Origin of the sequence: Staphylococcus arlettae (assembly GCF_025560845.1) — a bacterium.
GTDB classification, from domain to species: Bacteria; Bacillota; Bacilli; order Staphylococcales; family Staphylococcaceae; genus Staphylococcus; species Staphylococcus arlettae.
The window spans coordinates 2190452-2215724 of sequence record NZ_CP094803.1 but is presented as its reverse complement, the minus strand read 5'-3'; the positions used below and the strand labels follow the sequence as shown (position 1 = coordinate 2215724).

At 33.2% G+C, this 25273-nt stretch carries 24 protein-coding genes; 21 read left to right on the top strand and 3 right to left on the bottom strand.

What is annotated here, in order from left to right; all coding sequences use genetic code 11:
* Window positions 1–6: 6 nt before the first annotated feature.
* On the bottom strand, window positions 7–801 hold the full coding sequence (tagH, locus tag MUA37_RS10850; RefSeq protein ID WP_002508972.1) for a teichoic acids export ABC transporter ATP-binding subunit TagH: 795 nt from the start codon (window positions 799–801) through the stop codon (window positions 7–9).
* Window positions 802–1195: 394 nt separating this feature from the next.
* Between tagH and MUA37_RS10845 the strand changes: the two genes are divergently transcribed.
* The 4 genes from MUA37_RS10845 (at window position 1196) to tagD (ending at window position 4859) form a co-directional block, all read left to right on the top strand.
* Window positions 1196–1996 carry an ABC transporter permease gene (locus MUA37_RS10845; RefSeq protein ID WP_002508971.1) on the top strand — a complete coding sequence of 267 codons (801 nt, stop codon included), beginning with the start codon at window positions 1196–1198 and terminating at the stop codon, window positions 1994–1996.
* Window positions 1997–2231: 235 nt separating this feature from the next.
* A complete protein-coding gene (gene tarB / locus MUA37_RS10840) occupies window positions 2232–3323 on the top strand; it encodes a teichoic acid glycerol-phosphate primase TarB (protein WP_204171630.1) in 1092 nt (363 codons plus the stop codon).
* Window positions 3320–4378 carry a glycosyltransferase family 2 protein gene (locus tag MUA37_RS10835; protein ID WP_262624586.1) on the top strand — a complete coding sequence of 353 codons (1059 nt, stop codon included), beginning with the start codon at window positions 3320–3322 and terminating at the stop codon, window positions 4376–4378. Before tarB ends, MUA37_RS10835 begins: the two co-directional genes overlap by 4 nt.
* Before the next feature lie 82 nt (window positions 4379–4460).
* Window positions 4461–4859 (top strand): glycerol-3-phosphate cytidylyltransferase, encoded by a 399-nt coding sequence (tagD, locus tag MUA37_RS10830; protein ID WP_002508968.1) that lies wholly within the window; start codon window positions 4461–4463, stop codon window positions 4857–4859.
* A 174-nt stretch (window positions 4860–5033) separates the two neighbouring features.
* Here tagD and pbp4 read toward each other — a convergent pair whose 3' ends face one another.
* Entirely contained in the window at window positions 5034–6329 is a 1296-nt protein-coding gene (gene pbp4, locus MUA37_RS10825) for a penicillin-binding protein PBP4 (RefSeq protein WP_142019826.1), read from the bottom strand.
* Window positions 6330–6530: 201 nt separating this feature from the next.
* Here pbp4 and MUA37_RS10820 point away from each other — a divergent pair, with 201 nt between their 5' ends.
* The 12 genes from MUA37_RS10820 to MUA37_RS10765 all read left to right on the top strand — a co-directional run bounded on the left by MUA37_RS10820 (window position 6531) and on the right by MUA37_RS10765 (window position 19484).
* Window positions 6531–8252, top strand: coding sequence for an ABC transporter ATP-binding protein (locus MUA37_RS10820; protein WP_204171631.1), 1722 nt, complete (start codon window positions 6531–6533; stop codon window positions 8250–8252).
* Between the two features lie 284 nt (window positions 8253–8536).
* Entirely contained in the window at window positions 8537–9766 is a 1230-nt protein-coding gene (locus tag MUA37_RS10815) for a NupC/NupG family nucleoside CNT transporter (RefSeq protein WP_262624585.1), read from the top strand.
* A 438-nt stretch (window positions 9767–10204) separates the two neighbouring features.
* Window positions 10205–11041 carry a YitT family protein gene (locus MUA37_RS10810; RefSeq protein ID WP_002508964.1) on the top strand — a complete coding sequence of 279 codons (837 nt, stop codon included), beginning with the start codon at window positions 10205–10207 and terminating at the stop codon, window positions 11039–11041.
* Window positions 11042–11382: 341 nt separating this feature from the next.
* Window positions 11383–12186, top strand: coding sequence for an ABC transporter ATP-binding protein (locus tag MUA37_RS10805; protein ID WP_002508963.1), 804 nt, complete (start codon window positions 11383–11385; stop codon window positions 12184–12186).
* A 52-nt stretch (window positions 12187–12238) separates the two neighbouring features.
* Window positions 12239–13198 (top strand): FecCD family ABC transporter permease, encoded by a 960-nt coding sequence (locus MUA37_RS10800; RefSeq protein WP_369946178.1) that lies wholly within the window; start codon window positions 12239–12241, stop codon window positions 13196–13198.
* Window positions 13195–14211: a FecCD family ABC transporter permease gene (locus tag MUA37_RS10795; RefSeq protein ID WP_262624584.1), complete on the top strand. Its 1017-nt coding sequence runs from the start codon at window positions 13195–13197 to the stop codon at window positions 14209–14211. Before MUA37_RS10800 ends, MUA37_RS10795 begins: the two co-directional genes overlap by 4 nt.
* Window positions 14212–14367: 156 nt before the next feature.
* The gene (gene dhaK, locus MUA37_RS10790) at window positions 14368–15333 is read left to right on the top strand and encodes a dihydroxyacetone kinase subunit DhaK (RefSeq protein WP_002508961.1); all 966 of its coding nucleotides are present in this window, start codon (window positions 14368–14370) and stop codon (window positions 15331–15333) included.
* A 12-nt stretch (window positions 15334–15345) separates the two neighbouring features.
* The gene (gene dhaL / locus MUA37_RS10785) at window positions 15346–15921 is read left to right on the top strand and encodes a dihydroxyacetone kinase subunit DhaL (protein ID WP_002508960.1); all 576 of its coding nucleotides are present in this window, start codon (window positions 15346–15348) and stop codon (window positions 15919–15921) included.
* 1 nt (window position 15922) lies between these two features.
* Window positions 15923–16285 (top strand): dihydroxyacetone kinase phosphoryl donor subunit DhaM, encoded by a 363-nt coding sequence (dhaM, locus tag MUA37_RS10780; RefSeq protein WP_002508959.1) that lies wholly within the window; start codon window positions 15923–15925, stop codon window positions 16283–16285.
* Between the two features lie 152 nt (window positions 16286–16437).
* Entirely contained in the window at window positions 16438–16941 is a 504-nt protein-coding gene (locus MUA37_RS10775) for a hypothetical protein (protein WP_021459169.1), read from the top strand.
* A gap of 297 nt (window positions 16942–17238) precedes the next feature.
* The gene (locus MUA37_RS10770; protein WP_002508957.1) at window positions 17239–18306 is read left to right on the top strand and encodes a YkvI family membrane protein; all 1068 of its coding nucleotides are present in this window, start codon (window positions 17239–17241) and stop codon (window positions 18304–18306) included.
* 146 nt (window positions 18307–18452) lie between these two features.
* A complete protein-coding gene (locus tag MUA37_RS10765) occupies window positions 18453–19484 on the top strand; it encodes an alpha/beta hydrolase (RefSeq protein ID WP_002508956.1) in 1032 nt (343 codons plus the stop codon).
* 90 nt (window positions 19485–19574) lie between these two features.
* Here MUA37_RS10765 and MUA37_RS10760 read toward each other — a convergent pair whose 3' ends face one another.
* Complete coding sequence (locus MUA37_RS10760) at window positions 19575–20081, bottom strand: GNAT family N-acetyltransferase (protein ID WP_002508955.1); 507 nt, start codon at window positions 20079–20081, stop codon at window positions 19575–19577.
* Between the two features lie 116 nt (window positions 20082–20197).
* Between MUA37_RS10760 and MUA37_RS10755 the strand changes: the two genes are divergently transcribed.
* The 5 genes from MUA37_RS10755 (at window position 20198) to MUA37_RS10735 (ending at window position 24867) form a co-directional block, all read left to right on the top strand.
* Window positions 20198–21115, top strand: a complete 918-nt coding sequence (locus tag MUA37_RS10755) for a Rossmann-fold NAD(P)-binding domain-containing protein (protein WP_002508954.1) — start codon at window positions 20198–20200, stop codon at window positions 21113–21115.
* 18 nt (window positions 21116–21133) lie between these two features.
* On the top strand, window positions 21134–21808 hold the full coding sequence (locus MUA37_RS10750; RefSeq protein WP_002508953.1) for a response regulator transcription factor: 675 nt from the start codon (window positions 21134–21136) through the stop codon (window positions 21806–21808).
* Complete coding sequence (locus MUA37_RS10745; protein WP_002508952.1) at window positions 21801–22832, top strand: sensor histidine kinase; 1032 nt, start codon at window positions 21801–21803, stop codon at window positions 22830–22832. Before MUA37_RS10750 ends, MUA37_RS10745 begins: the two co-directional genes overlap by 8 nt.
* Before the next feature lie 399 nt (window positions 22833–23231).
* A complete protein-coding gene (locus MUA37_RS10740) occupies window positions 23232–23849 on the top strand; it encodes a DUF47 domain-containing protein (RefSeq protein ID WP_002508951.1) in 618 nt (205 codons plus the stop codon).
* 13 nt (window positions 23850–23862) lie between these two features.
* Window positions 23863–24867 (top strand): inorganic phosphate transporter, encoded by a 1005-nt coding sequence (locus MUA37_RS10735; RefSeq protein WP_002508950.1) that lies wholly within the window; start codon window positions 23863–23865, stop codon window positions 24865–24867.
* Window positions 24868–25273: the final 406 nt, after the last annotated feature.

Here is a 25273-nt window from a genome sequence, read left to right as displayed (position 1 = left end):
TTAACGTTATTTAAATTCAAAACGAGAATTATCTAATTCTGATCTGAATTTTTTTTGATCCGCAGCGGAACGTTTTTTGAAGTCATTTAAAAATTTTTCATATTCAGGTAAGACTTCATCTAATGTACCAAATTGTTTTAATTTACCGCCTTCTATCCATGCAATTTTTGAACAGAAGTCACGTACTTGTTTCATATTATGACTGACAAAGAAAATTGTTTTATTTTGTTCTTTGTACTCATAAATTTTTTCTAGACATTTTTGTGCAAATGTTTGGTCACCAACGGATAAAGCTTCATCGATAACTAAAATATCGGGATTAGTGGTAATGTTTATTGAAAACCCTAATTTGGCACGCATACCACTGGAATATTTTTTAACGGGTTGGTAAATAAATTCACCAAGTTCACTGAACTCAATAATTTGTGGAGTATAATCTTTAATTTGTTTTTTATTAAAGCCCATACACAACATTTTAAATTCAATGTTTTCAATTCCAGTAAGTTGACCATTAAGTCCAGCATTAATGGCGATTACACTGACTTCTCCATTGCGGTTAATGTGACCACGTGTTGGGGAAAGTGATCCGCCAATCATGTTACTAAGGGTAGATTTACCAGAACCATTAATACCTACTAGGCCAATAACATCACCTTCATGTGCAGTTAATGATAAATCATTTAAAGCATAAAATGTTTTGTTTTTGTGAAAAGGTACCAGTAAATCTTTTACTCGTTCTTTATTATTGCGATAAATACGGTATTCTTTTGAGACATGTTCAATGTTTACCGAGACTGTCATAATTTTACCATCCTTATTTCTAATTACTGTTATTATAATATATAGTAAATGAGTTGTTAAATTTATTAACCTATTGTAAAGTAAGTAGGTATGAATTGCGAGAAAACTATAGTCTACAATTGTTAAAGTTTACTGAATTTGTGGAATTAAATCAACTCTTTTAGTAGAAAATAGTGTTAAATGTAGCTGGTATCATCTAGTATATAATAATTGGCAATACTATTTTATGATGATATTAATAGTAATGAGCTAAAATGAAATCATAGTAAGTTTACATCTATTTATTAAATAGGGTATAATTTTTTTGTTATGAAAATATTTGGAGATAACGACAGAATAAAAAACAAAAGTTTAAGATATAAAAGTAAATCGTTTGAAAGCGTGGTTTATTTAAATGAAGGCAGTTTGGACTGTATTTAAAGAACATATAAAAAATATATATTTGATCAAAAGATTAGCAGAATTTCAAATTAGAATCACTAACCATAGTAATTACTTAGGTATGGCGTGGGAATTAATCAACCCAGCAATGCAAATTGCGGTTTATTGGTTTGTTTTTGGTTTAGGTATGCGCAGTAATACCCCTCAAGATGGTGTGCCGTTTATATATTGGTTATTGGTCGGTATTAGTATGTGGTTCTTTGTGAACCAAGGTGTATTAGAAGGAACCAAGGCGATTGCGTCGAAATATAATCAAGTAGCAAAAATGAATTTTCCGTTGTCTATTATTCCTACTTATATTGTGTTTAGTAGATTTTACGGGCATCTCGGTTTATTAGCTATAGTGATGGTTATATGTTATTTTGCAGGGTATCACCCGACAATTTACACCTTACAGTTGTTAATATATGTACCTTTCGCGTTAATCTTAACGGTGGCAATTTCACTCGTAACATCAACTTTAGGTGTACTTATTAGAGATACTCAGATGGCAATGCAAGCGTTAATGCGAATTGTCTTTTTCGTATCATCTATTTTAATCGTGCCACCTAAAGGTATTGTAACTGATGTGATGCAATTAAATCCGATTTACTTTTTAGCTGAAGCATATAGAGCTGCTATTTTACATCATGATTGGTACTTTATTTCTCATTGGGAATTGGCAGTCTATAATGTCATTTTAGTTATTGTTTTACTCGTGGTAGGATCGATTTTACACATGAAGTATCGCGATCATTTTGCAGACTTTATGTAATGCATTATTTATAAAATATATGAAGAACCTGAAACATATTTTACGTTCCAGGTTCTTTTTGTATATTGGTAATAATTAATCGTTAGAAGTGTAGGTCAAGTGAATAGGGCCAAGCTGACAATAAGATAGGACGAAATAATTTAATAATTAAACATTGCTATCGTTGCAATTCTATAAATTTTGGAAAAAGCACGCTATAATTAAATGAAACTAACTGAAGTAAAGGGGAGAAAAAATGAGACAATGGATAAAAAGAATTTACATGATGATGATACATATACTAAATGTAGTATTTAGTTGGAATAAAATATCAACAAAACACATAGTAGTGATGATGACTTTTGAAGCAGATGTCTTACCGATAATTAAAGAATTATCTCAACAAGGATATCGTGTCACAGTAATTGCTAAAGGCATACATCAAGAAACCATTGAACAATTACAACATTGTACATTTATTCCAGCAGGAAATAAACATATTATTCACCATATAAAAGCATTAAGCACAGCAAAAGTAATAGTGATTGATACTTATTATTTACTATTAGGTGGCTATCGCAAAAAAGCTGGTCAAAAAATTATTCAAACGTGGCATGCTGCAGGTGCGCTAAAACATTTTGGGCTAACGGATCATCAAGTGGATCATACTAATAAAATGCAAGTTAAACAATATCGTCGGGTTTATGGAGCTACAGATTTTTATTTAATCGGTGGTCCACCAATGGCAGAATGCTTTAAAGCAGCTTTTGATGTACATCCAACACAGCTTTGTACGACAGGACTACCGAGGTTAGTACCGTATTGTCAATTAGATATTAAAGAGATGCAAACACAGTTAAAACAGCAGCATGGGATTACGACTAAACTCGCGATTTACGTTCCTACATACAGGGAATACAATCAAAGAAATAGAATAATCGATGTTACACAATTTGAACAAGCATTACCTGGTTATACTTTAATCAATAAACTACATCCAGCAGTAGCAGAGCCAAGTCAGACTCAGATTGATACACAGACATTGATGTTGATGGCAGATTTGATTATTACTGATTATAGCTCATTAGCAATTGAGGCAAGTTTATTAAATAAAACTGCTGTCTTTTACGTTTATGATGAGACATTGTATGAAGCGGAACGTGGGTTAAATAGCTATTATTATGATATACCAAGTCGTTATAAAGCATATGATGAAACATCATTAATTCAATTGATCCAGCAACAAGAACAAACGTTAGAACCGTTATTTCAAACGTGGCATCAATACAATACGAAGGATAGCTTAAATCAAGTCATGGAGTTAATTAATAAGGAGGCTTCACAATGAAAATAGCATTTATTATTCCAGTTTATAATGCAGCTAATACGATTCGTCGTGCTATTGCCTCGATTGATACTAAGTATGAGCATGAAATCATTTGTATAAATGATGGTTCGACTGATGAATCGTTAGCAGTGTTGCAGGAATTAGCGAAAATGTATAAAGAACTGACAATTATCAATCAAGAAAATGCGGGTGCGGCAGCAAGTCGTAATAGAGGTCTTGCATCTATGTCGAGTGATGTATTTATGTTTTTAGATGCTGATGATGAGTTCTTACCTAGCAGAATTGATTACATGGCTGACTACTATTTGAAAAATGATGATGTAGATATTGTTTTAGGGCAACTAGGACGCGAGCGTCATGGAGAATGGCAAACGATTCCAACTCATACAGAAATTAATAAATTTGATACTGTGAATTTGGCTCAATGTCCAGCTATCTTACAATCTATAGGCCCTGGTGCAAAAATGTTTAGTGCTAAATTTGCGGACTTACGTTTTGATGAAGATGTAGTGTTTTGTGAAGAACATACATTTATGGCACGTGCTTTTAATAAAGCTAGTGATATTCAATTATTACCTAATATTATTTATGGTTATAATAATGTAGGAGGATCAATTACAGAACAGCGTGCGCACCGTTTTGAAGATTATTTAGCTAATGCAGCGGTGGTTAGACAACGCGTGATGGATATTTTGTTATTATCGAATTTAAGAGTATATTACAGTTATCGTTTTGACGAGTTGATTGTTAGCTATTTAATTCAATCTTACCTAGCCAATCAAAAGGAAATTACCGAACCATTTATTAATGCAGTGACAATGTATCTGAAAACAATGCAAACAACAGATTACGAAGGGCGTGCATTATTCAGAATTATTAAAGTAGTAGAGCAAGGTGGTAAAGGTTGGACAAAACCAATATATGAAACATGGAGAGAAACATTACATTATGTTGGTATTGGACGGCCACCTTATTATCGTTTTAAAGTTGAAATTCTACCGAGACGTGCTAAATTTAAAAGCAAAATGACTCTAAAAAAATTATTGAAAAGGTAAACATTAATTACGTTATAGTATTAAAAATTTTAGTATGATATACTTCTTGAAAATGTGAAAAGTTACTGAGAGGTAGATAATAATGAAAAGAGTTATAACATATGGAACTTATGACTTATTGCATTATGGTCATATTGAATTACTGAGAAGAGCACGTGAAATGGGTGACTATCTTATTGTTGCGTTATCATCGGATGAATTCAACCGTATAAAAAATAAAAAATCTTATTATAACTATGAACAACGTAAAATGATGTTAGAATCAATTCGTTATGTTGATCTTGTAATCCCGGAAGAAGGATGGGGACAAAAAGAAAAAGATGTTGAACGTTATGATATAGATACATTTGTCATGGGTCATGACTGGGAAGGCGAGTTTGATTTTTTAAAGGACAAATGTGAGGTTATTTATCTTAGACGTACGGAAGGTATTTCTACGACTAAAGTTAAAAAAGAATTATATGGTAAAGAAGAACATTAATAAATTATCACACACGATAATATGAATGTGTGTTGATAATGTTTAAAGGGATAAGTTTTAGAAATCACCATGATTTCTAACTTGTCCTTTTTTATTGCGCTATAAGTTTAATTTAACTCAAAAAAACGCATTGAGTTTTGGATTGATAATCCTAGACTCAATGCGTATGTTGAACTATTTTTTATTGTTAGATTTACGACGTATTAAATCAATAAGTAAATAAATGACGATTGCTAATGCGGTAATAATTAAGACTATACCTAATAACGTTAAAATAGGATGATCATCCCAAGTGGATTTAACCATAGTAGTAGTTTCGTGTAATAATGGTTTTTTCACTTTTACAGAAGGTGGACCGTATTTATCGGAAATAAATGAGCGATCGTATTCAATGTGTAATTTTTTATCTTCGATGACATATTTATAATCTTCTTTTGTAAAATCTTTTGGCAATACATCATATAAATCATCTTCTAAGTAATAAGTTTTACCATTAATTTTGTGTTCGCCTTTGCCTAAAATTTTAGTGTATTTATACTGATCGAAAGACATATTCATCATAGCATTACCCATCATGTTACGTTGTTTTTCACCACCGAAGTTATCATAGTTTCCGGCACCCATGATTGTTTGTACAATACGGAATCCATCACGTTTTGTCGTGATAGTATGGTTATAATTTGCTAGGTCACTTGATCCAGTTTTTAAACCATCAGTACCTTCTAAGCTCATGTCGCCACCTTCAAGTGAATGGTTGAAGGTATAGTATGTAACACCATGTTGTGTTGGCGCAGTTTGCTTAGTGAAATATAAAATTTTAGGTGTATCTTGAATTGAACGTTGCGATAAAATTTCGAAATCTCGTGTTGAAGACACTGAATTATCTTCATCAGTGTACTTTTTAGGTGCAAAATCTTCTAGTAGGGCATTGTCAGCACCTGTAGGATTAACAAAGTGCGTATCTTTCATACCTATTGATTTAGCTTTTTTATTCATTAAGTCAGTGAATTCTGAAGTGTTTTTAGATACTTCATTTGCTAATATTAGTGCTGCCGCATTACTAGAAGCAGAAACTGTTATTTGCAATAATTCTTTAATGGTATATGTTTCGCCAGGGTAGAGTTTAGTATTACTTAATTTTGGTAAAGTAGACATACGATAGTGGTCTTCTGTAATTTTAACTTTATCGTCTAAAGATAAATCTCCCTTTTTCACTGCTTCCAATGTTAAATACATGGTCATAAGTTTAGACATGGATGCAGGGTACCACTTTTTGTCGATATTATAGTCATATAGAATTTGGCCTGTTTGTGCAATGTTTGCTGCACCCTCAGGTTGATATTTATCAGATACGTTATAACCGTATTGATTTGCAATGCTTGTAGGTGTAGCTGTCTCAGCATTAGCAAAAGGTGTTATAATTGAAACAATAAACATAACAGTTACCATAATGGAAATTAACTTTTTCATAAAAACAAACCTTCTTAATATATTCTCTTTTTGATAATAGAAATATTTTAGCATATTGGGTTGAATTAATAAATGAATATATATAAACCGTCACAACAATAATTTTGTGAATTAAAAAAGCAAGCAATAAAGCATAGAGTTACATAAAGTTTTCGTTGCTTGGCGATGTAACCACATAAGTCAAAAATAGAGGTAAATGTAATGAATCAAACGAACCCGTTATTTTATTTATTCAAAAAATTAACTTGGCCAAAAAAACTAATTGCCATTGCGGTGTGTATATCTTCTTTAGGTAGTTTAACAGGATTACTTGTTCCTTTAGTAACAGGTAAATTAGTCGACAAATTTACCCTAGAAAGTATTAACTGGAATTTTATCGCTATCTTTTTAGGGATTTTTATTATGAACACTTTACTGAGCGGCTTGGGCTTATATTTATTAAGTAAAATTGGAGAAAAAATTATTTACGCCATACGTTCAATGTTATGGCAACATATTACGCATTTAACAATGCCATTTTTTGACAAAAATGAAAGTGGTCAGTTAATGAGTAGGTTAACTGATGATACGAAAGTAATCAATGCTTTTATTTCACAAAAACTACCAGAGTTGTTGCCATCAGTATTAACTGTTTTAGGTTCTTTTATTATGCTTTTTGTAATGGATTGGCAAATAACGTTAGTAACCTTTATAACGATACCGATATTTATTGGGATTATGATTCCACTTGGGAAAATAATGCAACGTATATCCAAAAAGACACAAGCCGAAATTGCCGATTTTAGCGGTTTGCTTGGACGAGTGTTAACCGAAATGCGTTTAGTTAAGGTAGCAAATACAGAGCGTTTAGAATTAGAAAAAGCAGACAATAATTTACAACGCATTTATGATTTAGGGTTAAAGCAAGCAAAAATCACAGCAATTATCCAACCAATATCTGGACTGGTCATGCTGTTAACGATTACAGTGATTTTAGGTTTCGGCGCATTAAGGGTTACAAGCGGTGCCATTACTGCAGGAACATTAATTGCTATGATTTTCTATGTAGTGCAGTTATCAAGTCCGTTAGTCAATTTATCTACATTAGTAACTGATTATAAAAAAGCTGTGGGAGCGAGTCAGCGTATATATGAGATTATGCAAGAACCTATAGAAGATTTTACTTTGCCTGAAGTAGTTGAAGAATCCCAACATCCATCTTTAATATTCAAAGATGTAACTTTTAAATATGATACGACAACTGTATTGCAAGCGGTGAATTTTGAAATTTTAGCAGGTAAAGTCACAGCTTTTGTAGGGCCATCAGGATCAGGAAAAAGTACAATTTTTAATATTATCGAACGTATGTATGATATTGAGCAAGGCATGATTACATACGGTGATCAATCTATATATAATATCCCTTTAGCTACTTGGCGACATAAAATAGGTTATGTTATGCAAACGAATGCCATGATGAGCGGTACGATACGGGACAATATACTCTATGGTATTAATCATGCTGTTTCTGATGAAGAATTGGAAGCGTATGCTAAGATAGCTAATTGTCATGATTTTATTCAAAATCTTGAGCAAGGTTATGATACGTTAGTGGGTGAACGCGGTATTAAATTATCCGGCGGTCAACGTCAACGTATTGATATTGCACGTAGCTTTGTAAAAAACCCGGACATCTTATTGTTAGATGAAGCTACTGCAAATTTAGATAGTGAAAGCGAGCGGAAAATCCAAACCGCATTAGAAGAATTAATGGAGAAGCGGACTACGATAGTGATTGCTCACCGTTTGTCAACGATTCGTAAAGCAGACCAAATTATCTTTTTAGATCAAGGTGTTATCACAGGAAGTGGGACGCATCAAGAATTAATGCAAACACATGAGAAATATCAGCAGTTTGTTGCTACTCAAAACTTAACTGAATAAAACACAGACATTTTGTAAATGCCAAAAGAAATAAATAGCATATACTCGAACATTAAAAAAGTTATTTTATCAAAAATCCTTACATGCTATAATAAGTTAGAATTAACTAGCAAGGTAGAAAATTGAAAAACACAGAAATACAATAAATGAAAACGAATACACTATTTATATTTTAGTGATTAATCATTATTAACTTTTTAGGGACAAGTCAATAATTATAAAGTAAGATGGTTTTTTAATTTGAGTTTGCTTGAGTTCATATATATTGGAATGGTGGGTGTAAAATGTTTTTACTAATTAATATTTTAGGTTTAATTGTTTTCTTAGCGATTGCAGTATTATTTTCAAGAAATCGCAAAGACATACAGTGGACTTCTATCGGTATTTTAGTAATCCTTAATATTGTATTAGCATGGTTCTTTATTTATTTCCCATGGGGGAAAGCAGTAGTACAAGGATTAGCAAACGGAATTGCCTGGATGATTAATTCTGCACATGCAGGTACAGGATTTGCTTTTGCAAGTTGGGTCGAACCTGGTGCAATGGATATGGCAGTTAGTGCCTTATTCCCAATTTTATTAGTTGTACCATTATTTGATATTCTGATGTATTTAAATATTTTACCTAAGTTAATTGGAATGATTGGTTGGGTGTTAGCTAAAATTACGAGACAACCAAAGTTCGAGTCATTCTTTGGTATTGAAATGATGTTTTTAGGAAACACTGAAGCGTTAGCAGTTTCTAGTGAACAATTAAAGCGTATGAATGAAACACGTGTACTAACTATCGCAATGATGTCTATGAGTTCAGTATCTGGGGCTATCGTAGGTGCATACGTGTCGATGGTACCTGGTGATTTAGTGTTAACTGCTATACCATTGAATATCATTAATGCGATTATAATTTCTGCAATTCTTAATCCAGTTACTCTCGAAGATAAAGAGGATATTATATATAGTATTCAAAATAGTGAGATAGAAAAACAACCTTTCTTTTCTTTCTTAGGAGACTCTGTCTTAAATGCAGGGAAATTGATTTTAATTATTATTGCATTTGTCATTAGTTTTGTTGCTTTATCAGATTTAATCGACCGTCTAATTAATGCTGCAACAGGTATTATTGCAACTTGGATCGGTTTAAAAGGTAGTTTTGGTTTAGATCAAATTTTAGGTGTATTTATGTATCCTTTTGCATTATTACTTGGTTTACCGTGGGGAGAAGCATGGATTGTTGCGCAACAAATGGCTAAAAAAATTGTGACCAATGAATTTGTTGTTATGGGAGAAATTAAAGATGTATTGGATTCATATTCACCGCACAGACGTGCAGTGCTTACAACATTCTTAATTTCATTTGCAAACTTCTCTACAATCGGTATGATTGTAGGTACATTAAAAGGAATAGTTGATACGAAGACTTCTGACTTTGTCTCTAAATATGTACCAATGATGTTATTAGCCGGTATTTTAGTATCGTTAATGACAGCAGGATTTGTCGGCTTGTTTGCTTGGTAAGATAAAAGTTGGTGTGATAGTCAATTTTAATAACTGCATAAACACTTTAATACTTAAATTTAAACAGAGCAGCGTTTAGCTGTTCTGTTTTTTTGCATTATAAAAGCCAAGTACGCGGTGTACTTGGCTTTTACGGGAAATGAATTAAATGTATGATATAAGCAAGGACTAGGTACTTATAACATACTTCGAGCAAAAATTTGTTTTTGTTTGTTACTATAAACAACACAAAGGAGATGGCTTCTTATTGTTCTTCAATAAGAAGATAAATAACATTATAGCAAAGGAATAAATATAAGTAAACCGAAAATTCAGAATTTTTAAAATTATGTATCTCAAATTAATTTGTATTCCAGTTAAATGAGGTAGAGTGTTGTGATGTTGGCATTATTTTGCTACTATTCAAGTGATTGAAAATTGAATAGGAGGTTGGTGGGCGTGAATAAAACACTACGTGATATTATATTGGTGATTATAGGATCATTTATTTTTTCTGCGGGTGTCAATACATTTATTATTACAGCTGATTTAGGTGAAGGTGGCGTTACAGGACTTGCCATTGTACTTTACTATGCATACCATATTTCTCCAGGGCTTACGAACTTTGTTTTAAACGCGTTACTTATTGCTGTGGGGTATAAGTTTTTAAGTAGACGTAGTATGCTGTTAACTATTTTGGCGACAGTGTTAATTTCTGTATTTTTAGGATTGACTGAAAGTTGGCAAGTAGATTCTAATAATATTTTAGTTAATGCGATTTTTGGTGGAACGTGTGTAGGTCTAGGTATTGGTGTCATTGTTTTAGCAGGTGGAACGACTGCAGGTACGACTATACTTGCAAGAATAGCTAATAAGTATCTAGATGTTAGTACACCATATGCACTGTTGTTTTTCGACTTAATAGTTGTGCTTATTTCATTAACTGTTATTCCGTTACCTAGTGCATTAGTCACGGTTATATCATTATACATCGGCACTAAAGTTATGGAATTCGTTATCGAAGGTTTAAATACGAAAAAGGCAATGACTATTATTTCACAAAAGCCAGATGAAGTAGCTAAAGTCATAGATGAAAAAGTCGGTCGAGGCTTAACAATTTTAAATGGTCGTGGTTACTTTACTAAAGAAGATAAGGATATTCTGTACGTTGTAATAACAAAAACACAAGTGACTAAAGCCAAGCGCTTAATTAAACAAACAGATGAAGACGCATTTTTAGTCGTTCATGATGTGCGTGACGTTTATGGTAATGGTTTCTTGATAGATGAGCACTAAAGTTAGTGACCGTTGATTACGTCCTAACTTTTGCCAGTAGAATCAAAAAGTAAGTTTTGAAGCGAAAATACGAAATCAAATGTGGACGTTTGGTTTCATATTTTCGCTTTTTCTAGTGTTTATAATTGGTAGACTTACAGATATTAAGCATAGAATTTTATTGTGATTTTATAGTCAATTTCAGTAAAAAATGGTATAATAACACCCGTGATAATGATTATCATTTACGGGATGTAGCAATTAACGCAATAAATGACAATAACAGATAACTTATATATAGAAATTAAGACAATCAATTATAGGTTAAGATAGATGCTTATTAATCAGGAAGAAGGGTAAGTATGACACGTTTAAATGGGAATCAAATTACGATTAGTTATGGAGATAATGTTATAGTCAACAATTTAGATATTACAGTACCAGATGGTCGAATTACTTCTATTATTGGACCGAATGGTTGCGGTAAATCTACATTGTTAAAAGCATTATCACGGTTATTAACGATTTCAAATGGGGAAATTGTGTTAGATGGAGAAAGTATACACAAACAAGCTACTAAAGAATTGGCTAAGAAAATTGCGATATTGCCACAGTCTCCTGAAGTAGCTGATGGTTTAACAGTTGGAGAACTTGTTTCTTATGGTCGTTTTCCACATCAAAAAGGTTTTGGCCGATTATCTGCAGAAGATAAAAAAGAAATCGATTGGGCCATGAAAGTAACAGGCACTGCTGACTTTCAATACCGTGCTATTAACGACTTAAGTGGTGGTCAAAGACAACGTGTGTGGATAGCTATGGCGCTTGCACAACGTACAGATATTATTTTCTTAGATGAACCAACAACATATTTGGACATATCACATCAATTAGAAATTTTAGAATTAATTACCCAGTTAAATCAAGAACAAGGATGTACTATCGTCATGGTATTACATGACATTAACCAAGCAGTGCGTTTTTCTGACTATTTAATAACGATGAAAGATGGCGATATCATTGCTAATGGTGACACCGAGGAAGTATTGACTAAAGATATTCTAGAAAAGGTGTTTAATATTGATGTTGAGATAAGTAGAGATCCACGAACAGGTAAGCCTATGTTAGTCACATATGATTTATGTAAACGTAGCTATTCCCAGGTATAGGAGCATAACGATGACAACACAAAAAAAGAAAGTTTATAATTTTGCAATTACGATGGCTATAGCTATCGTATTGTTAGTTGTCGCACTCTTTGTATCTATCTTGCTGGGAGAAGCGAAAGTTAATGTGACAACGATATTTGAAGCTATATTTAGCTATGATGTAACGAATCAACAACATAACATTATTAGTGAAATCCGTATCCCGCGCGATATAGGCGCTATTTTAGTTGGTGCTGCTTTGGCAACATCGGGAGCAGTAGTGCAAGGGGTTACGAAAAACGGATTAGCCGATCCAAGTTTAATCGGATTAAATGCAGGCGCATCATTTACTTTGGCGCTGACATTTGCATTGTATCCTAAAGCACCTTTTTTAATGCTCATGGTTGCCGGCTTTGTAGGTGCTATTCTTGGCGGTTTTATCGTATTGATGATTGGACGTTCGCGTAGTGATGGTTTTAATCCTATGCGTATTATTTTAGCGGGTGCAGCAGTTAGTGCGTTTTTAACAGCATTGAGCCAAGGTGTCGCACTGTTTTTTAGGTTGAATCAAGATTTAACATTTTGGAGTGCCGGTGGTGTGTCAGGTACAACGTGGCATCAATTAATTTGGGCCATCCCTGTCATTGTTATCGCGTTACTCATTTTAATTACGATAAGTAAACAGTTGACTATATTAAATTTAGGTGAAACTTTAGCACGAGGGCTAGGCCAAAATGTGGCTTTTATACGAGGTATTACTTTAATATTAGCCATGGTATTAGCAGGCGTTGCAGTTGCTATGGTTGGTCAAATAGCCTTTGTCGGTTTAATGGTGCCACATATAGTAAGGTTTTTAGTCGGCACAGATTATGCACGTGTTATTCCTTTAACTGCAGTGTTAGGTGGTTTACTTGTGTTAGTTGCTGATACATTAGCACGTATGATGGGTGAAGCACCTGTAGGAGCAATTATATCGTTTATTGGTGTACCTTACTTTTTATATTTAGTTAAAAAGGGAGGTCGCTTTACATGATTGATCCAAAGTTAAAATATAGACAATGGATTACTTTAATAGTATTCACTGTATTATTAATAATAACTTGTGCATGGAGTATGACTTCTGGTGAATATAAAATGTCATTCGGAACATTTTTTACAACATTATTTGGACAAGGTGCTTATACAGATACATTAATATTACTAGAATTTCGTTTGCCTAGAATGATCATTACTATTTTAGCTGGTGCTGCTTTGGCGATGAGTGGTGCGATCATTCAAAGTGTGACACGTAATCCACTTGCGGAGCCTGGTATTTTAGGGATTAATGCAGGTAGTGGTTTTGTTATTGCACTGTTTATTGTTGTTGGCCAAGTCAATGCTGATAACTTTATTTATGTATTGCCGATTATTAGTATGATTGGTGGTATTTTAACAGCACTTATTATATTTAGCTTCAGCTACAACAAAGGAGAAGGGATAACGCCAGCTAGTATGGTGTTAGTAGGTGTTGGTCTAGCTACAGCTCTTAGTGGTGGTTCATTGACGTTAATGTCTAAATTTGATAAAGATCAATCTGAATTTATGGCTTCTTGGTTTGCTGGTAATATATGGGGAGATGAATGGTCCTTTGTGCTAGCTTTTGTACCGTGGTTAGTCATTATCATACCTATATTACTGCTAAAATCGAACGCGTTAAATTTATTAAATACCAGTCAACATATAGCACAAGGTGTGGGTGTTAGAGTAGATAAGGAACGCTTCATATTACTTATGTTAGCGGTCGTGCTGTCCTCTGCAGCAGTAGCAGTGGCAGGCGCAATTGGTTTTATTGGTTTAATGGGACCACACATTGCTAAATCTATCGTTGGTCCAAGGCATCAAATATTTTTACCAATCTCAATTGTTATCGGTGCATTTTTATTACTTGTTTCTGATACTATTGGTCAGGTTATCTTACAACCTTCTGGCATACCAGCTGGTATCGTCGTAGCTATTATTGGAGCACCATACTTCTTATATTTAATGTACAAATCTAAAATGGTTTAAAATAAAAAGACTAAGTGTATGTGATAGAAATCTAGTTTTATAAGATTTCAAAATTATATACGTTTAGTCTTTTTTTAATTTTAATTATTAGCGTTTGCTGAAAAATGTAGGGTATACTAAGTGTAAATAGTGTTTAATCTAAAGGGGGAGCTTTAAATGAAAAAGCTAATCAAAGAGAAAACTGACTACTTAGCTGATATGCTTGCTGGCATGAAGATAGCAAATGATGATATAGATATTATTGCAGATACGGTCGTAGTAAGAAAAAATAAAAAAACTGAAGGAGTTGCTATTGTTTCAGGCGGTGGTAGTGGACATGAACCAGCACATGCAGGTTACGTTGCAGACGGTATGTTAGATGCTGCAGTATGTGGAGAGATATTTACTTCACCGACACCAGATAAAATATTAAGTGCAATAAAAGCAGTCGACACTGGTCAAGGAGTATTGTTGATTGTTAAAAATTATGCTGGTGATGTTATGAACTTTGAAATGGCACAAGATATGGCTGCGATGGAAGACATTGAGGTTGCCACTGTTATAGTTAAAGATGATGTAGCTGTTGAGGAACCGTCACAACGCAGAGGTGTAGCTGGTACTGTATTGGCACATAAATATGCAGGATATTTAGCTGAACAAGGCACCGATTTACACTCGTTACAATCTCGAGTACAGACCTTTGTAGATAGTGTTAAAAGTATAGGCATGGCGCTAACACCACCTATGGTACCAACTACAGGTCAATATGGATTTGATATTGATGCAGATGAAATAGAACTTGGTATTGGTATTCATGGTGAAAAAGGTTTGTCTAAAGAGCCTGTTCAACCAGTTGATACTATAGTAAGCCATTTATTACAACCGTTGTTAACTGAAATAGAGACGGATGATGTCATCGTCATGGTCAATGGTATGGGTGGTACACCTATTTCTGAATTAAACATTGTCATAAAATATGTCGCTGAATACTGTGAAGCCAAAAATCTAGCTGTGAAACATTGGCTTGTTGGAGATTATATGACGTCACTTGATATGCAAGGTTTTTCAATTACATTGGCACCATATTCAGAAACAGTTTTAACCGCGTTAACGCAAACAACAGCAAGTCGTTACTTTAATTAAGGAGGCAACCCAATGAATGCTGAAACGTTAAAAATGAATTTATTAGCATTAGTTGATACATTTGAAACTCAAGAAGAAAGCTTAACACAATTAGATAGAGCAATTGGCGATGGAGATCATGGTGTAAATATGCTTCGTGGTTTTCGAGCATTACCTGATAATTTAGATGATTCATCAGTTTCCACTATCTTGAAATCGACAGGTATGACGCTAATGTCTCATATCGGAGGAGCTTCTGGGCCTTTATATGGTTTTAGTTTTGTCAAAATGGCACAGGTAGCAGGTGATGAAATTACTCCGGATAATTTAAGCGAGGTTCTACAAGCATTCTCAGATGCAATAGCACAAAGAGGTAAAGTAGAACTCAATGAGAAAACAATGTTTGACGTAATTGAACGTGCCAGACTGGCAGTGGCCAATGGTGAGTCCATAACATTTGAAAAACTACAAGCTTTTGCTGACGATACTAAAGAAATGATTGCTACCAAAGGGCGAGCAGCATACTTTAAAGAGGCTTCTAAAGGACATGTGGATCCGGGCGCTCAAAGTAGTGTATATGTTTTAAATGCATTGATTGGAGATGAATAATATGACATCAATTATTCTTGTGAGTCATAGTGAAAAGATTGCAAAAGGGACTAAAGATCTATTAAGTCAAATGGCCTCAGGTGTTAATGTAGTAGCTCAAGGTGGTATTAATGGTGAAATAGGGACATCTTTTGATGATATTCACCAACTTTTAAATGGCTTAAACGATGATGCGATATGTTTTTATGACATTGGTTCAGCTGAAATGAATTTAGATATGGCTATTGAAATGTATAATGGCAAGAACCAGATGATAAAAGTAGATGCCCCGATTGTTGAAGGAAGTTTTACGGCTGCAGTCAAATTATCTGTTGGAGGCACGTTGGAAGACACAATTGAAGAAGTAAAAAATCATTTCAGTTAAAGATTTTTGTCTATTGCTAGTAGAAAAAGTCTTTAATATAACTTGTGAAATTAAAATTGTTAAAAAAGTAGTTTCTTAAATGAATATGTACGCGGAATATGATAAAATAAAAATCAATTGTAAAAAGAATCTGGGTATAGGAGGACATTGCCATGCAAGATTTAATAAAGAAACATGTCTTAAGCGGCCAATTCGAGTCAGTTAGAAGATTAATGTCCGAGACAGATTTTATGGAGTTTGAAGAAGCGTATATTTCAAGTGCTCATGAGGTTGAAAGTATCATGTTTTATACTTGTATTTTAGATATGATGAAACATGAAGAAACACCAGAAATGCACGATTTAGCGTTTTTACTTTTAGTTTACCCCTTGAGTGACCTAGAAGGTGCATTAGATTCAGCGTATTATCATGCAGAATCATCCATAAATCTTTCCGACGGTAAAGAAGTAAAGAGTTTATTACAAATGTTGTTATTACATGCAGTACCTGAACCAGTCATATCTGATAAAGAAGCATTCGATATCTCAAGAAAAATTTTAAAGCTTGATCCCAATAATAGTGTAGCGCGTAATGTCTTAAAAGAAACAGCGAAAAGAATGGATAACGTTGTTGTTGATTTTAATGAACTAAATCGTTCGAGAGTGGCAGATCAATAAGTAATATTATAGTGATGATAAAAATATACGCACGTATCGATTTCAGTAGGTACATGCGTATATTTTTATTTTGTTAGTAAAGTAATTGTGCAATGTGTCTTCGAGTATTACAAATTTAAATGTCTGATAAGGCAGATTACAGTAACGTTTGTAGCGATTTATAGCAGGTGTATTAAAGCCGTCCAATATTAAATGTTAGTGTTTAAAACTTTAGGGAAGTAATATTGTGTGCGTTGCAAAAAAAATATAGTGCGTTATAATATATCACTATATGACATTTAAGGAGGTATTTTTTTAATGGGGCTTAACAAAGAAGCCATTAAAATAGGATTTGCCTACGTAGGTATAGTCGTAGGCGCTGGATTTTCAACAGGACAAGAGGTAATGCAATTCTTCACGGGATTTGGATTATGGTCCTACATAGGTGTTATTTTATCAGGATTAATATTAGGATTTATTGGGCGCCAAGTTGCCAAGATAGGTACTGCATTTGACGCTCAAAATCATGAATCTACGTTAGAGTATTTATTTGGCAAGGGACTAAACAAATTTATTGATTATGTACTTATATTTTTCTTGTTTGGTATTTCTGTAACAATGATTGCAGGTGCAGGATCAACATTTGAAGAAAGCTATGGGATACCAACGTGGTTAGGTGCATTAATCATGATCATTGCAATTTATGTGACTTTATTAATGGACTTTAACAAGATTGTACGTGCACTTGGTTTCGTAACGCCATTTTTAATTATTTTAGTAGTTATTATCGCGATATTCTATTTATTTAATGGTTCCATTCCGTTAAATAAAGTGAATGAAACAGTACCAAATGCTAGTCTGTGGAAAGGTATTCTCTATGGTATTAATTATGGTGGCTTAGCGTTTGCAGTTGGTTTTAGTACAATTGTTGCGATTGGCGGAGATGCATCTAAACGAAGTGTCTCAGGTAGAGGAGCATTATTTGGTGGTATTGTATACACTGTACTGTTAGCATTGATTAACTTTGCATTGCAGTCAGAGTACCCTATGATTAAAGATGCATCAATTCCTACATTAACATTGGCAAGTGAAATTCATCCGTTGATAGGTATTGTATTATCTGTCATTATGTTAGCCGTTATGTATAATACTATTTTAGGTTTGATGTATTCATTTGCTGCACGTTTTACAGAACCATACAGTAAAAAATACCATATTTTCATTATCGTTATGGTACTCGTAGCATATGGATTAAGCTTTGTTGGCTTTGCTGGTTTAATTAATTTCTTATATCCACTTATGGGAGCTATTGGATTAATTGTTGTAATATCTGTGTTAATTAAATACGTTATACGTAAAAAACAAAACAAAAAATATATTGCGTAAAAAGCATATAAAGTGTGCGTTTAGCACAGGCTTATTAGTACAAAAAACAGTTAACTGAAGTGAAAAGCAGGCTGTAAATCATTGTTGATTTTACTACATCTAAAATACTAAATGTGATACAATTCACCCGAAAGGGAAGGTCAAACATGAAAAATAAACACAAATGGGTGATTTTAACTACACTTGTAATTATAATAGTGGCCTGTGTAATTGGCCTGCTGTTGAAAAAACATTTCGAACAGCAACATTCACAAGAAGTTAAAGAAAAGGTACAAATTAATAATAAAAATGTAAATGCGTTTACTAATATTACGTATAGTAAAGGATGGCCTAATAGTAGGCTTGATATACTCACACCGACAGATTTAGATCATGATAATAAATTACCAATCGTATTTTGGATGCACGGTGGTGGCTTTATTGCAGGTGATAAGCAGTATAAAAATCCTTTATTATCAAAAATAGCTGAACAAGGATATATTGTTGTTAATATTAATTATGCATTGGCACCAGACTACAAATATCCAAATCAACTTCATCAAATTGATCAAGCTATTCAATTTATAAAAAGAAATAAACATGAATTGCCAATCGATTTTGATCAAGTCATATTTGGTGGTGACTCAGCTGGGGCACAAATGTCTAGTCAATATACAGCAATACAAACTAATGAAAGTTTACGTGATGAAATGAAATTTAAACAACAGTTTGAGGCAGACCAGTTAAAAGCAGCTATATTTTTTGGTGGTTTTTATGATATGAAGACAGTCAAAGCTACTGAATTCCCAAGGATACAGTTATTTATGGAAAGTTACACAGGCGAGCGTAAGTGGGAGCAACAATTTAAGAACTTATCTCAAATGTCTACAATTAACCAATTAACTGAAGATTATCCACCGACTTTTTTATCTGTAGGTGATGCAGATCCATTTTACAGTCAAAACATTGAATTCTATAAAAAATTAAAACAGGAAGACATTCCTGTTGATAAACTGTTTTATGATGGTAGCCATAAGTTGAGACATCAATATCAATTCCATTTAGATTTACCAGAATCTAAACAAAATATGAAATCGGTATTGTCATTTCTAAGTAGAAATACGAGCGCATCAGGGGTTGAAACTGAAGTGAATAGCGAAGATAGTAATCCCAATGGTGTAGACTTAAATCCATATTAAGACAGAAAAAGACCAGCTAACTAAATCAGTGTTAGCTGGTCTTTTGTTAGTGTATACTACACATAGGTAAGCATCACTGACTAATCTCCCTTAGAGTAGAAGTTTTGCTAAAATATACTGGTTGTAATAACGATCATCTATAAAGAGTTTATCTTTTAGTTCACCTTCTATTTGATAACCAGTAGACTTAAACATTTCTAAAGCAGTAGTATTTTCAGTGACAACTGCCACTTCAATACGACGGATATCATGATTAAGACACCAAGCTTCTACAGCATTTATTAACGCCTGTCCAAGTCCCTTGGCGCGATAATATTTAACGACACCCATGGAAAATTGAGCTTCGTGACGTGCGCGTGCTAAGTTCTCTGTCGTAACGGTAGCGAAGCCAACAAGTTCGTCATTATTCTCGGCTACAAAAATGGTATTAGTCGGTGACGTGATAAAATGCTCTAGTTTGCTTAATGCATCTGTCGTAGATGGTGCATATTCACCTGGATTATAAAGCATATAATCAGATTCATCATAAATAGTTTTAAGTAAAGTGACAAACGGTTGAACATCGTTAATGCCAATTTCTCTTATTTGATGAGCCATGTTTACACGTACCTCATTTCTCTTTAGTTTACATTCATTATAATATAAATTAGAATTATAATCTTTAGTTTTTCAAAAAATATACAAAATAATTACAATTATTAAGGAGTGTTTTAATGAAACCCAATGTTTTACTTGCTGGTGTGACAGGCTATATTGGGAAAAATCTAATACCTGCAATAAAAAATGATGCCCAATTATTCACGCTGTCAAAATACCCGAAAGAGCAAGATATACAAGAGGTAACGTGGTTGAAAAAAGATATTTATAATTATCATGATGTCGTTGCAGCAATGCAGAACATAGATATAGCAATATTTTATCTTGACCCTACAAAACATTCTGCTAAACTCACACAAGCGAGCGCTAAAGATATGAATAGACTCGCCTCTGATAACTTTGGAAGAGCTGCAGCAGCTAACAAAGTACAAAAAATTATTTACATTCCAGGTAGTATATTTGATAACGAAACGATAGCGAGGTTATCAGCATATGGTGTAACAGTTGAAACTACAGAACATAGAGTTAAAAGGCCAACAGTAGCAGTAGAATTACAAGTTTCTAAATATGATGATGTTAGGTCAGCGATGAGTATTCAATTACCTATGCATTGGACATTAGAACAGTTGGTTCAATATTATATTTCATGGATAAATCAGACACGAGGTACGTTTATGTATAGTTATCAAGTTAAAGATGACTATATTATTTATCGGAAAAATAAACAGAAGCCGCTATTAGTGCTTCATAAACATCAAACCTCTGATGATATTATTACGTTACACTTAGTAGGTGGTACTTTAGTAAAGCCTAATGCCAAAAAGCAAGGGAAATTAGAGTTTCGTAAACTTAGAGGTACTACAGAAGTAATGGTACATTTGTTTGATTATATACCTAGATTAGTATGGCCAGTCTATTACTTGTGCCAAGCACCTATTCAAAGTTTGATGATGCGTGGATTTGAAATTGATTGTCGTATTAAAAATTTCCAAGGTCGCATACAAGCTGGTGAAGATATCAAATACACTAAATAAAGAAAGGAGTATTAGACGTTGAAGATTTTATTAGTAGAGGACGATGAGACGTTGTTTGAGTCTTTAAGTCAAACGCTCCAACAATGGGATTTTGAAGTAGAAGGTATTGCTGATTTTGACGATGTTATGACTACTGTAGAAGCGGTACAACCAGAAATTATTATTATGGATATTAAATTACCAAAATTTGATGGATTTCATTGGACGAGAAAGATTCGACAAAACTCTAATGTACCTATAGTATTTTTATCTTCTAAGGATAGCCCAATGGACCAAGTTATGAGTATGGAGCTTGGAGCCGATGATTTTATTCAAAAGCCGTTTAATACGAACGTCTTAATCGCTAAAATACAAGCAATTTATAGAAGAGTCTATGAATTTGATATTTCAGAGAAAAGTATTTTAATGTGGCAACAAGCCAAGCTTGATTTAACAAAAGATAGCATTAGTCAGCATGATACTGAGATTTATCTGTCTAAAACAGAAATGATTATATTGTCTATGTTAGTGCGTAAACAAAATCAAATTGTGACACGCGATACACTTATAACTGCATTATGGGATGATGAGGCATTCGTCAGTGATAATACTTTAACAGTGAATGTTAATCGATTGCGAAAAAAATTAGCTGATATTGATATGAATGAGCAAATAGAAACTAAAGTTGGCAGAGGTTATTTAGCACATGGATAATATCATTTTATTTGGGCTATTTGTAAAAAGTCGCGTTCGTTGGATATTGTGGATTATACTACTGCATGTAATTTTAATAGGATTAGCTTATTTGGATTATAATATAGATGTAGCGAGTGTCTTATTTATTGTGTGGGTAAATTTAGGTTTGACAGCATTATTCATAATATTTTCCTTTTTTAAAGAAGCAAAATTTATTAAGCATCTTAGGAATAATAAAGAAATTGAAGAACTTGTACATAAAAATTTGGCAAGTACACCATTTCAACAAGAAGTAGTGAATTATTTTCAAACTAAAATTGCGAATCAGAAGGCGTTGGTCACACAACAGACTAAACAAATTAAAGACTACGAACAATCTTTAACGACGTTTATTCACGACATTAAAACACCTGTTACTACTTTAGATTTAATAATTAATAAAGTGGATGACCCAACACAAAAATTTGCTTTAATGCGGGAATGGACTAGAATTAATGAGATGTTAGATATGCAACTCTATTTAACACGCTTAGATTCAAGACAAAAAGATATATTTTTTGAATATGCCGCATTGAAGCCACTCATCATTGATGAAATTCAGTTAACACGCTATATTAGTCAAACACGTGGTATTGATTTTGAGCTAACAGTTGATTCAGAGATCAAAGTATATACAGATACAAAGTGGTGCAAAATGCTAATTAGACAAGTATTATCTAATGCTATTAAATATAGTGAACAGAGTACAATTTCAATTACAGCAACTGTAGAAGCTAACCAAATACAGTTACAAATTGCAGATCGAGGCATAGGTATTAGCCAGAGAGATATTAAACGTGTTTTCGACCGTGGATTTACGTCTACACAACGTCAAAATGCTACAAATGCAACTGGTCTCGGATTGTATTTAGTCAATCAAATTAAAGATACATTGAATTTACACGTAGAAATTGACTCTGTAGTTGATCAAGGTACTACAGTAACGATTATCTTTCCAGAACAAAATACTGTTATTAAACGCATGAGTGAACAGAAAATTTAAAATAGTTATGATATATTTTTAAATGAATGAAATGATAAGTTAAAAATTAAATGTAAAATATATTTAACTTGATTTTTGAATAATTTGCGAGAACGTTATGATAATTCTTATAAATCAATGAGTTGGGAATATAATATTTATTTAGAATGTTAAGAATTTGTAAATTCAATTGTGGAATTGTAAATTTTGTGCTATTTTCAAATAAGGCAAATTGACATTTGTGAGCTTTTTTAAGCTTGAACACTTAAAAATATTTACAAAAAATTTACATACTTTGGTAACGGCACGTAAATATAACACATGGGGTTAATCTTACAAATTTCTATTTGGCTACTAAGTTTTAACTTTTAAAATTTTTTGATGATAATAAATAATCATCGTATACGGAGGATTTTTTGGATGTTTAATAAGAAAAAAGATAAATTCATGGTTCAACTAGAAGAAATGGTATTTAATCTAGATAGAGCAGCGATTGAATTTGGTAAAATGGATTTTAACACGCATTTGGATCTTAAGGCATACTCAGACAATATTAAAACTTATGAGTCACATGGTGATGAATTAATGCATCAAGTGATCTCGGATTTAAACCAAACATTCATTACGCCAATTGAACGTGAAGACATTCTTTCTTTATGTAATGCGATTGACGATGTGTTAGATGCTATAGAAGAAACATCAGGTATGTTTGAAATGTATTCAATCGAATATACCGACGAATATATGGCGGAATTTGCAGATAATATACAAAAAGCCATTGCAGAAATGAAACTAGCAGTAGGCTTATTAGTAGAAAAGAAACTTTCACATATGCGTATTCATTCAATTAATATCAAAGAATTCGAAACTAATTGTGACGGTATTTTAAGACAATCTATTAAACATATTTTTAATAGTGAAACTGACCCGATCACACTTATTAAAATTAAAGAAATATATGAAAGTATGGAAGAAATTGCAGATAAATGTCAAGTTGTGGCAAATAATTTTGAAACAATAATTATGAAAAATAGCTAAGGAGTCCTAACTTATGGAATATATTTTAATCATCACAGTAGCTATCGTAATTTTTTCACTAATATTTGACTTTATCAATGGTTTCCATGATACAGCCAATGCTGTTGCTACTGCAGTTTCGACACGTGCATTAACGCCTAAAACAGCAATTTTTCTAGCGGCTATTATGAACTTTATTGGTGCGTTAACGTTTACTGGGGTTGCAGGTACGATTACTAAAGATATCGTAGATCCGTTTAAGTTACAAAATGGGCTAGTTGTAGTGTTAGCTGCTATTTTAGCGGCTATAGTATGGAATTTGGTTACATGGTATTACGGTATACCTAGTTCATCATCACATGCGTTAATTGGTTCTATTGCAGGTGCAGCAATTGCATCTCAAGGATCATTTGCAGTGTTGCATTATGAAGGATTTATCAAAATTATAATTGTATTATTAGTTTCACCAGTTATCGCATTTATGGTAGGTTTTATCATTTATTCGATAGTTAAAGTTGTTTTCAAGAATGCCAATTTAACAAAAACTAACCGTAATTTTAGATTTTTCCAAATTTTCACGGCATCATTACAATCATTCTCACATGGTACGAATGATGCGCAAAAATCTATGGGTATTATTACATTGGCGCTTATTGTAGCTAACGTTCAAACAAGTGGTGTAGAACCACAGTTATGGGTAAAAGTTTCTTGTGCGGCTGCAATGGGACTTGGTACAGCAGTAGGTGGTTGGAAAATTATAAAAACTGTTGGTGGTAACATTATGAAAATTCGCCCAGCGAATGGGGCAGCGGCTGACTTGTCTTCAGCACTTACAATTTTCGTAGCATCATCATTACATTTCCCACTATCTACAACACATGTTGTGTCTTCATCTATTTTAGGTGTCGGTTCTTCAAATCGTATTAAAGGTGTGAAGTGGAATACAGCACAACGTATGATTGTTACATGGGTAATTACATTACCGATTTCTGCATTACTAGCAGCATTAGTATATTTTGTATTAAATATTGTAATTTAGTTATTATGAGCTGAGGAATTTATTCCCCAGCTTTTTTAGATAAAAATAAGGTTGGACATAAATTTCCAAATTCAAAATAAGAGGACCAATCATTGATATGGATTGGTCCTCTTAGACTGTCGATAAAGTCTCTGATTTTGTTGGCAGTTTTTTTGTGCACGCTTTTCGCGAGTACTGCCTCAGCTAGCAGTCTTTAGCTAATGCTTTTCCCACAGGAATCGAAATAAACCACTGCCAATAGTATAATATATAAATTTAAATTATATGATTTTGACCGTGCATGCTTGTCTGGGGGATGGTTCGAGCCTGTAGTCTCTCAACCATACTATTACCCCGGGCGTCAGCACGTTACAAAACCGGTACAAATTATATTTTGTTATTCAAAATAAGGCTCTTTGAAAACAAA

Excerpts from the sequence above, each read along its gene's own strand:
- tagH (WP_002508972.1), bottom strand. The coding sequence starts at position 801 with ATGACAGTCTCGGTAAACATTGAACATGTCTCAAAAGAATACCGTATT.
- MUA37_RS10845 (WP_002508971.1), top strand. The coding sequence starts at position 1,196 with ATGAAGGCAGTTTGGACTGTATTTAAAGAACATATAAAAAATATATAT.
- tarB (WP_204171630.1), top strand. The coding sequence starts at position 2,232 with ATGAGACAATGGATAAAAAGAATTTACATGATGATGATACATATACTA.
- MUA37_RS10835 (WP_262624586.1), top strand. The coding sequence starts at position 3,320 with ATGAAAATAGCATTTATTATTCCAGTTTATAATGCAGCTAATACGATT.
- tagD (WP_002508968.1), top strand. The coding sequence starts at position 4,461 with ATGAAAAGAGTTATAACATATGGAACTTATGACTTATTGCATTATGGT.
- pbp4 (WP_142019826.1), bottom strand. The coding sequence starts at position 6,329 with ATGAAAAAGTTAATTTCCATTATGGTAACTGTTATGTTTATTGTTTCA.
- MUA37_RS10820 (WP_204171631.1), top strand. The coding sequence starts at position 6,531 with ATGAATCAAACGAACCCGTTATTTTATTTATTCAAAAAATTAACTTGG.
- MUA37_RS10815 (WP_262624585.1), top strand. The coding sequence starts at position 8,537 with ATGTTTTTACTAATTAATATTTTAGGTTTAATTGTTTTCTTAGCGATT.
- MUA37_RS10805 (WP_002508963.1), top strand. The coding sequence starts at position 11,383 with ATGACACGTTTAAATGGGAATCAAATTACGATTAGTTATGGAGATAAT.
- MUA37_RS10800 (WP_369946178.1), top strand. The coding sequence starts at position 12,239 with ATGGCTATAGCTATCGTATTGTTAGTTGTCGCACTCTTTGTATCTATC.
- MUA37_RS10795 (WP_262624584.1), top strand. The coding sequence starts at position 13,195 with ATGATTGATCCAAAGTTAAAATATAGACAATGGATTACTTTAATAGTA.
- dhaK (WP_002508961.1), top strand. The coding sequence starts at position 14,368 with ATGAAAAAGCTAATCAAAGAGAAAACTGACTACTTAGCTGATATGCTT.
- dhaL (WP_002508960.1), top strand. The coding sequence starts at position 15,346 with ATGAATGCTGAAACGTTAAAAATGAATTTATTAGCATTAGTTGATACA.
- dhaM (WP_002508959.1), top strand. The coding sequence starts at position 15,923 with ATGACATCAATTATTCTTGTGAGTCATAGTGAAAAGATTGCAAAAGGG.
- MUA37_RS10775 (WP_021459169.1), top strand. The coding sequence starts at position 16,438 with ATGCAAGATTTAATAAAGAAACATGTCTTAAGCGGCCAATTCGAGTCA.
- MUA37_RS10770 (WP_002508957.1), top strand. The coding sequence starts at position 17,239 with ATGGGGCTTAACAAAGAAGCCATTAAAATAGGATTTGCCTACGTAGGT.
- MUA37_RS10765 (WP_002508956.1), top strand. The coding sequence starts at position 18,453 with ATGAAAAATAAACACAAATGGGTGATTTTAACTACACTTGTAATTATA.
- MUA37_RS10760 (WP_002508955.1), bottom strand. The coding sequence starts at position 20,081 with ATGGCTCATCAAATAAGAGAAATTGGCATTAACGATGTTCAACCGTTT.
- MUA37_RS10755 (WP_002508954.1), top strand. The coding sequence starts at position 20,198 with ATGAAACCCAATGTTTTACTTGCTGGTGTGACAGGCTATATTGGGAAA.
- MUA37_RS10745 (WP_002508952.1), top strand. The coding sequence starts at position 21,801 with ATGGATAATATCATTTTATTTGGGCTATTTGTAAAAAGTCGCGTTCGT.
- MUA37_RS10740 (WP_002508951.1), top strand. The coding sequence starts at position 23,232 with ATGTTTAATAAGAAAAAAGATAAATTCATGGTTCAACTAGAAGAAATG.
- MUA37_RS10735 (WP_002508950.1), top strand. The coding sequence starts at position 23,863 with ATGGAATATATTTTAATCATCACAGTAGCTATCGTAATTTTTTCACTA.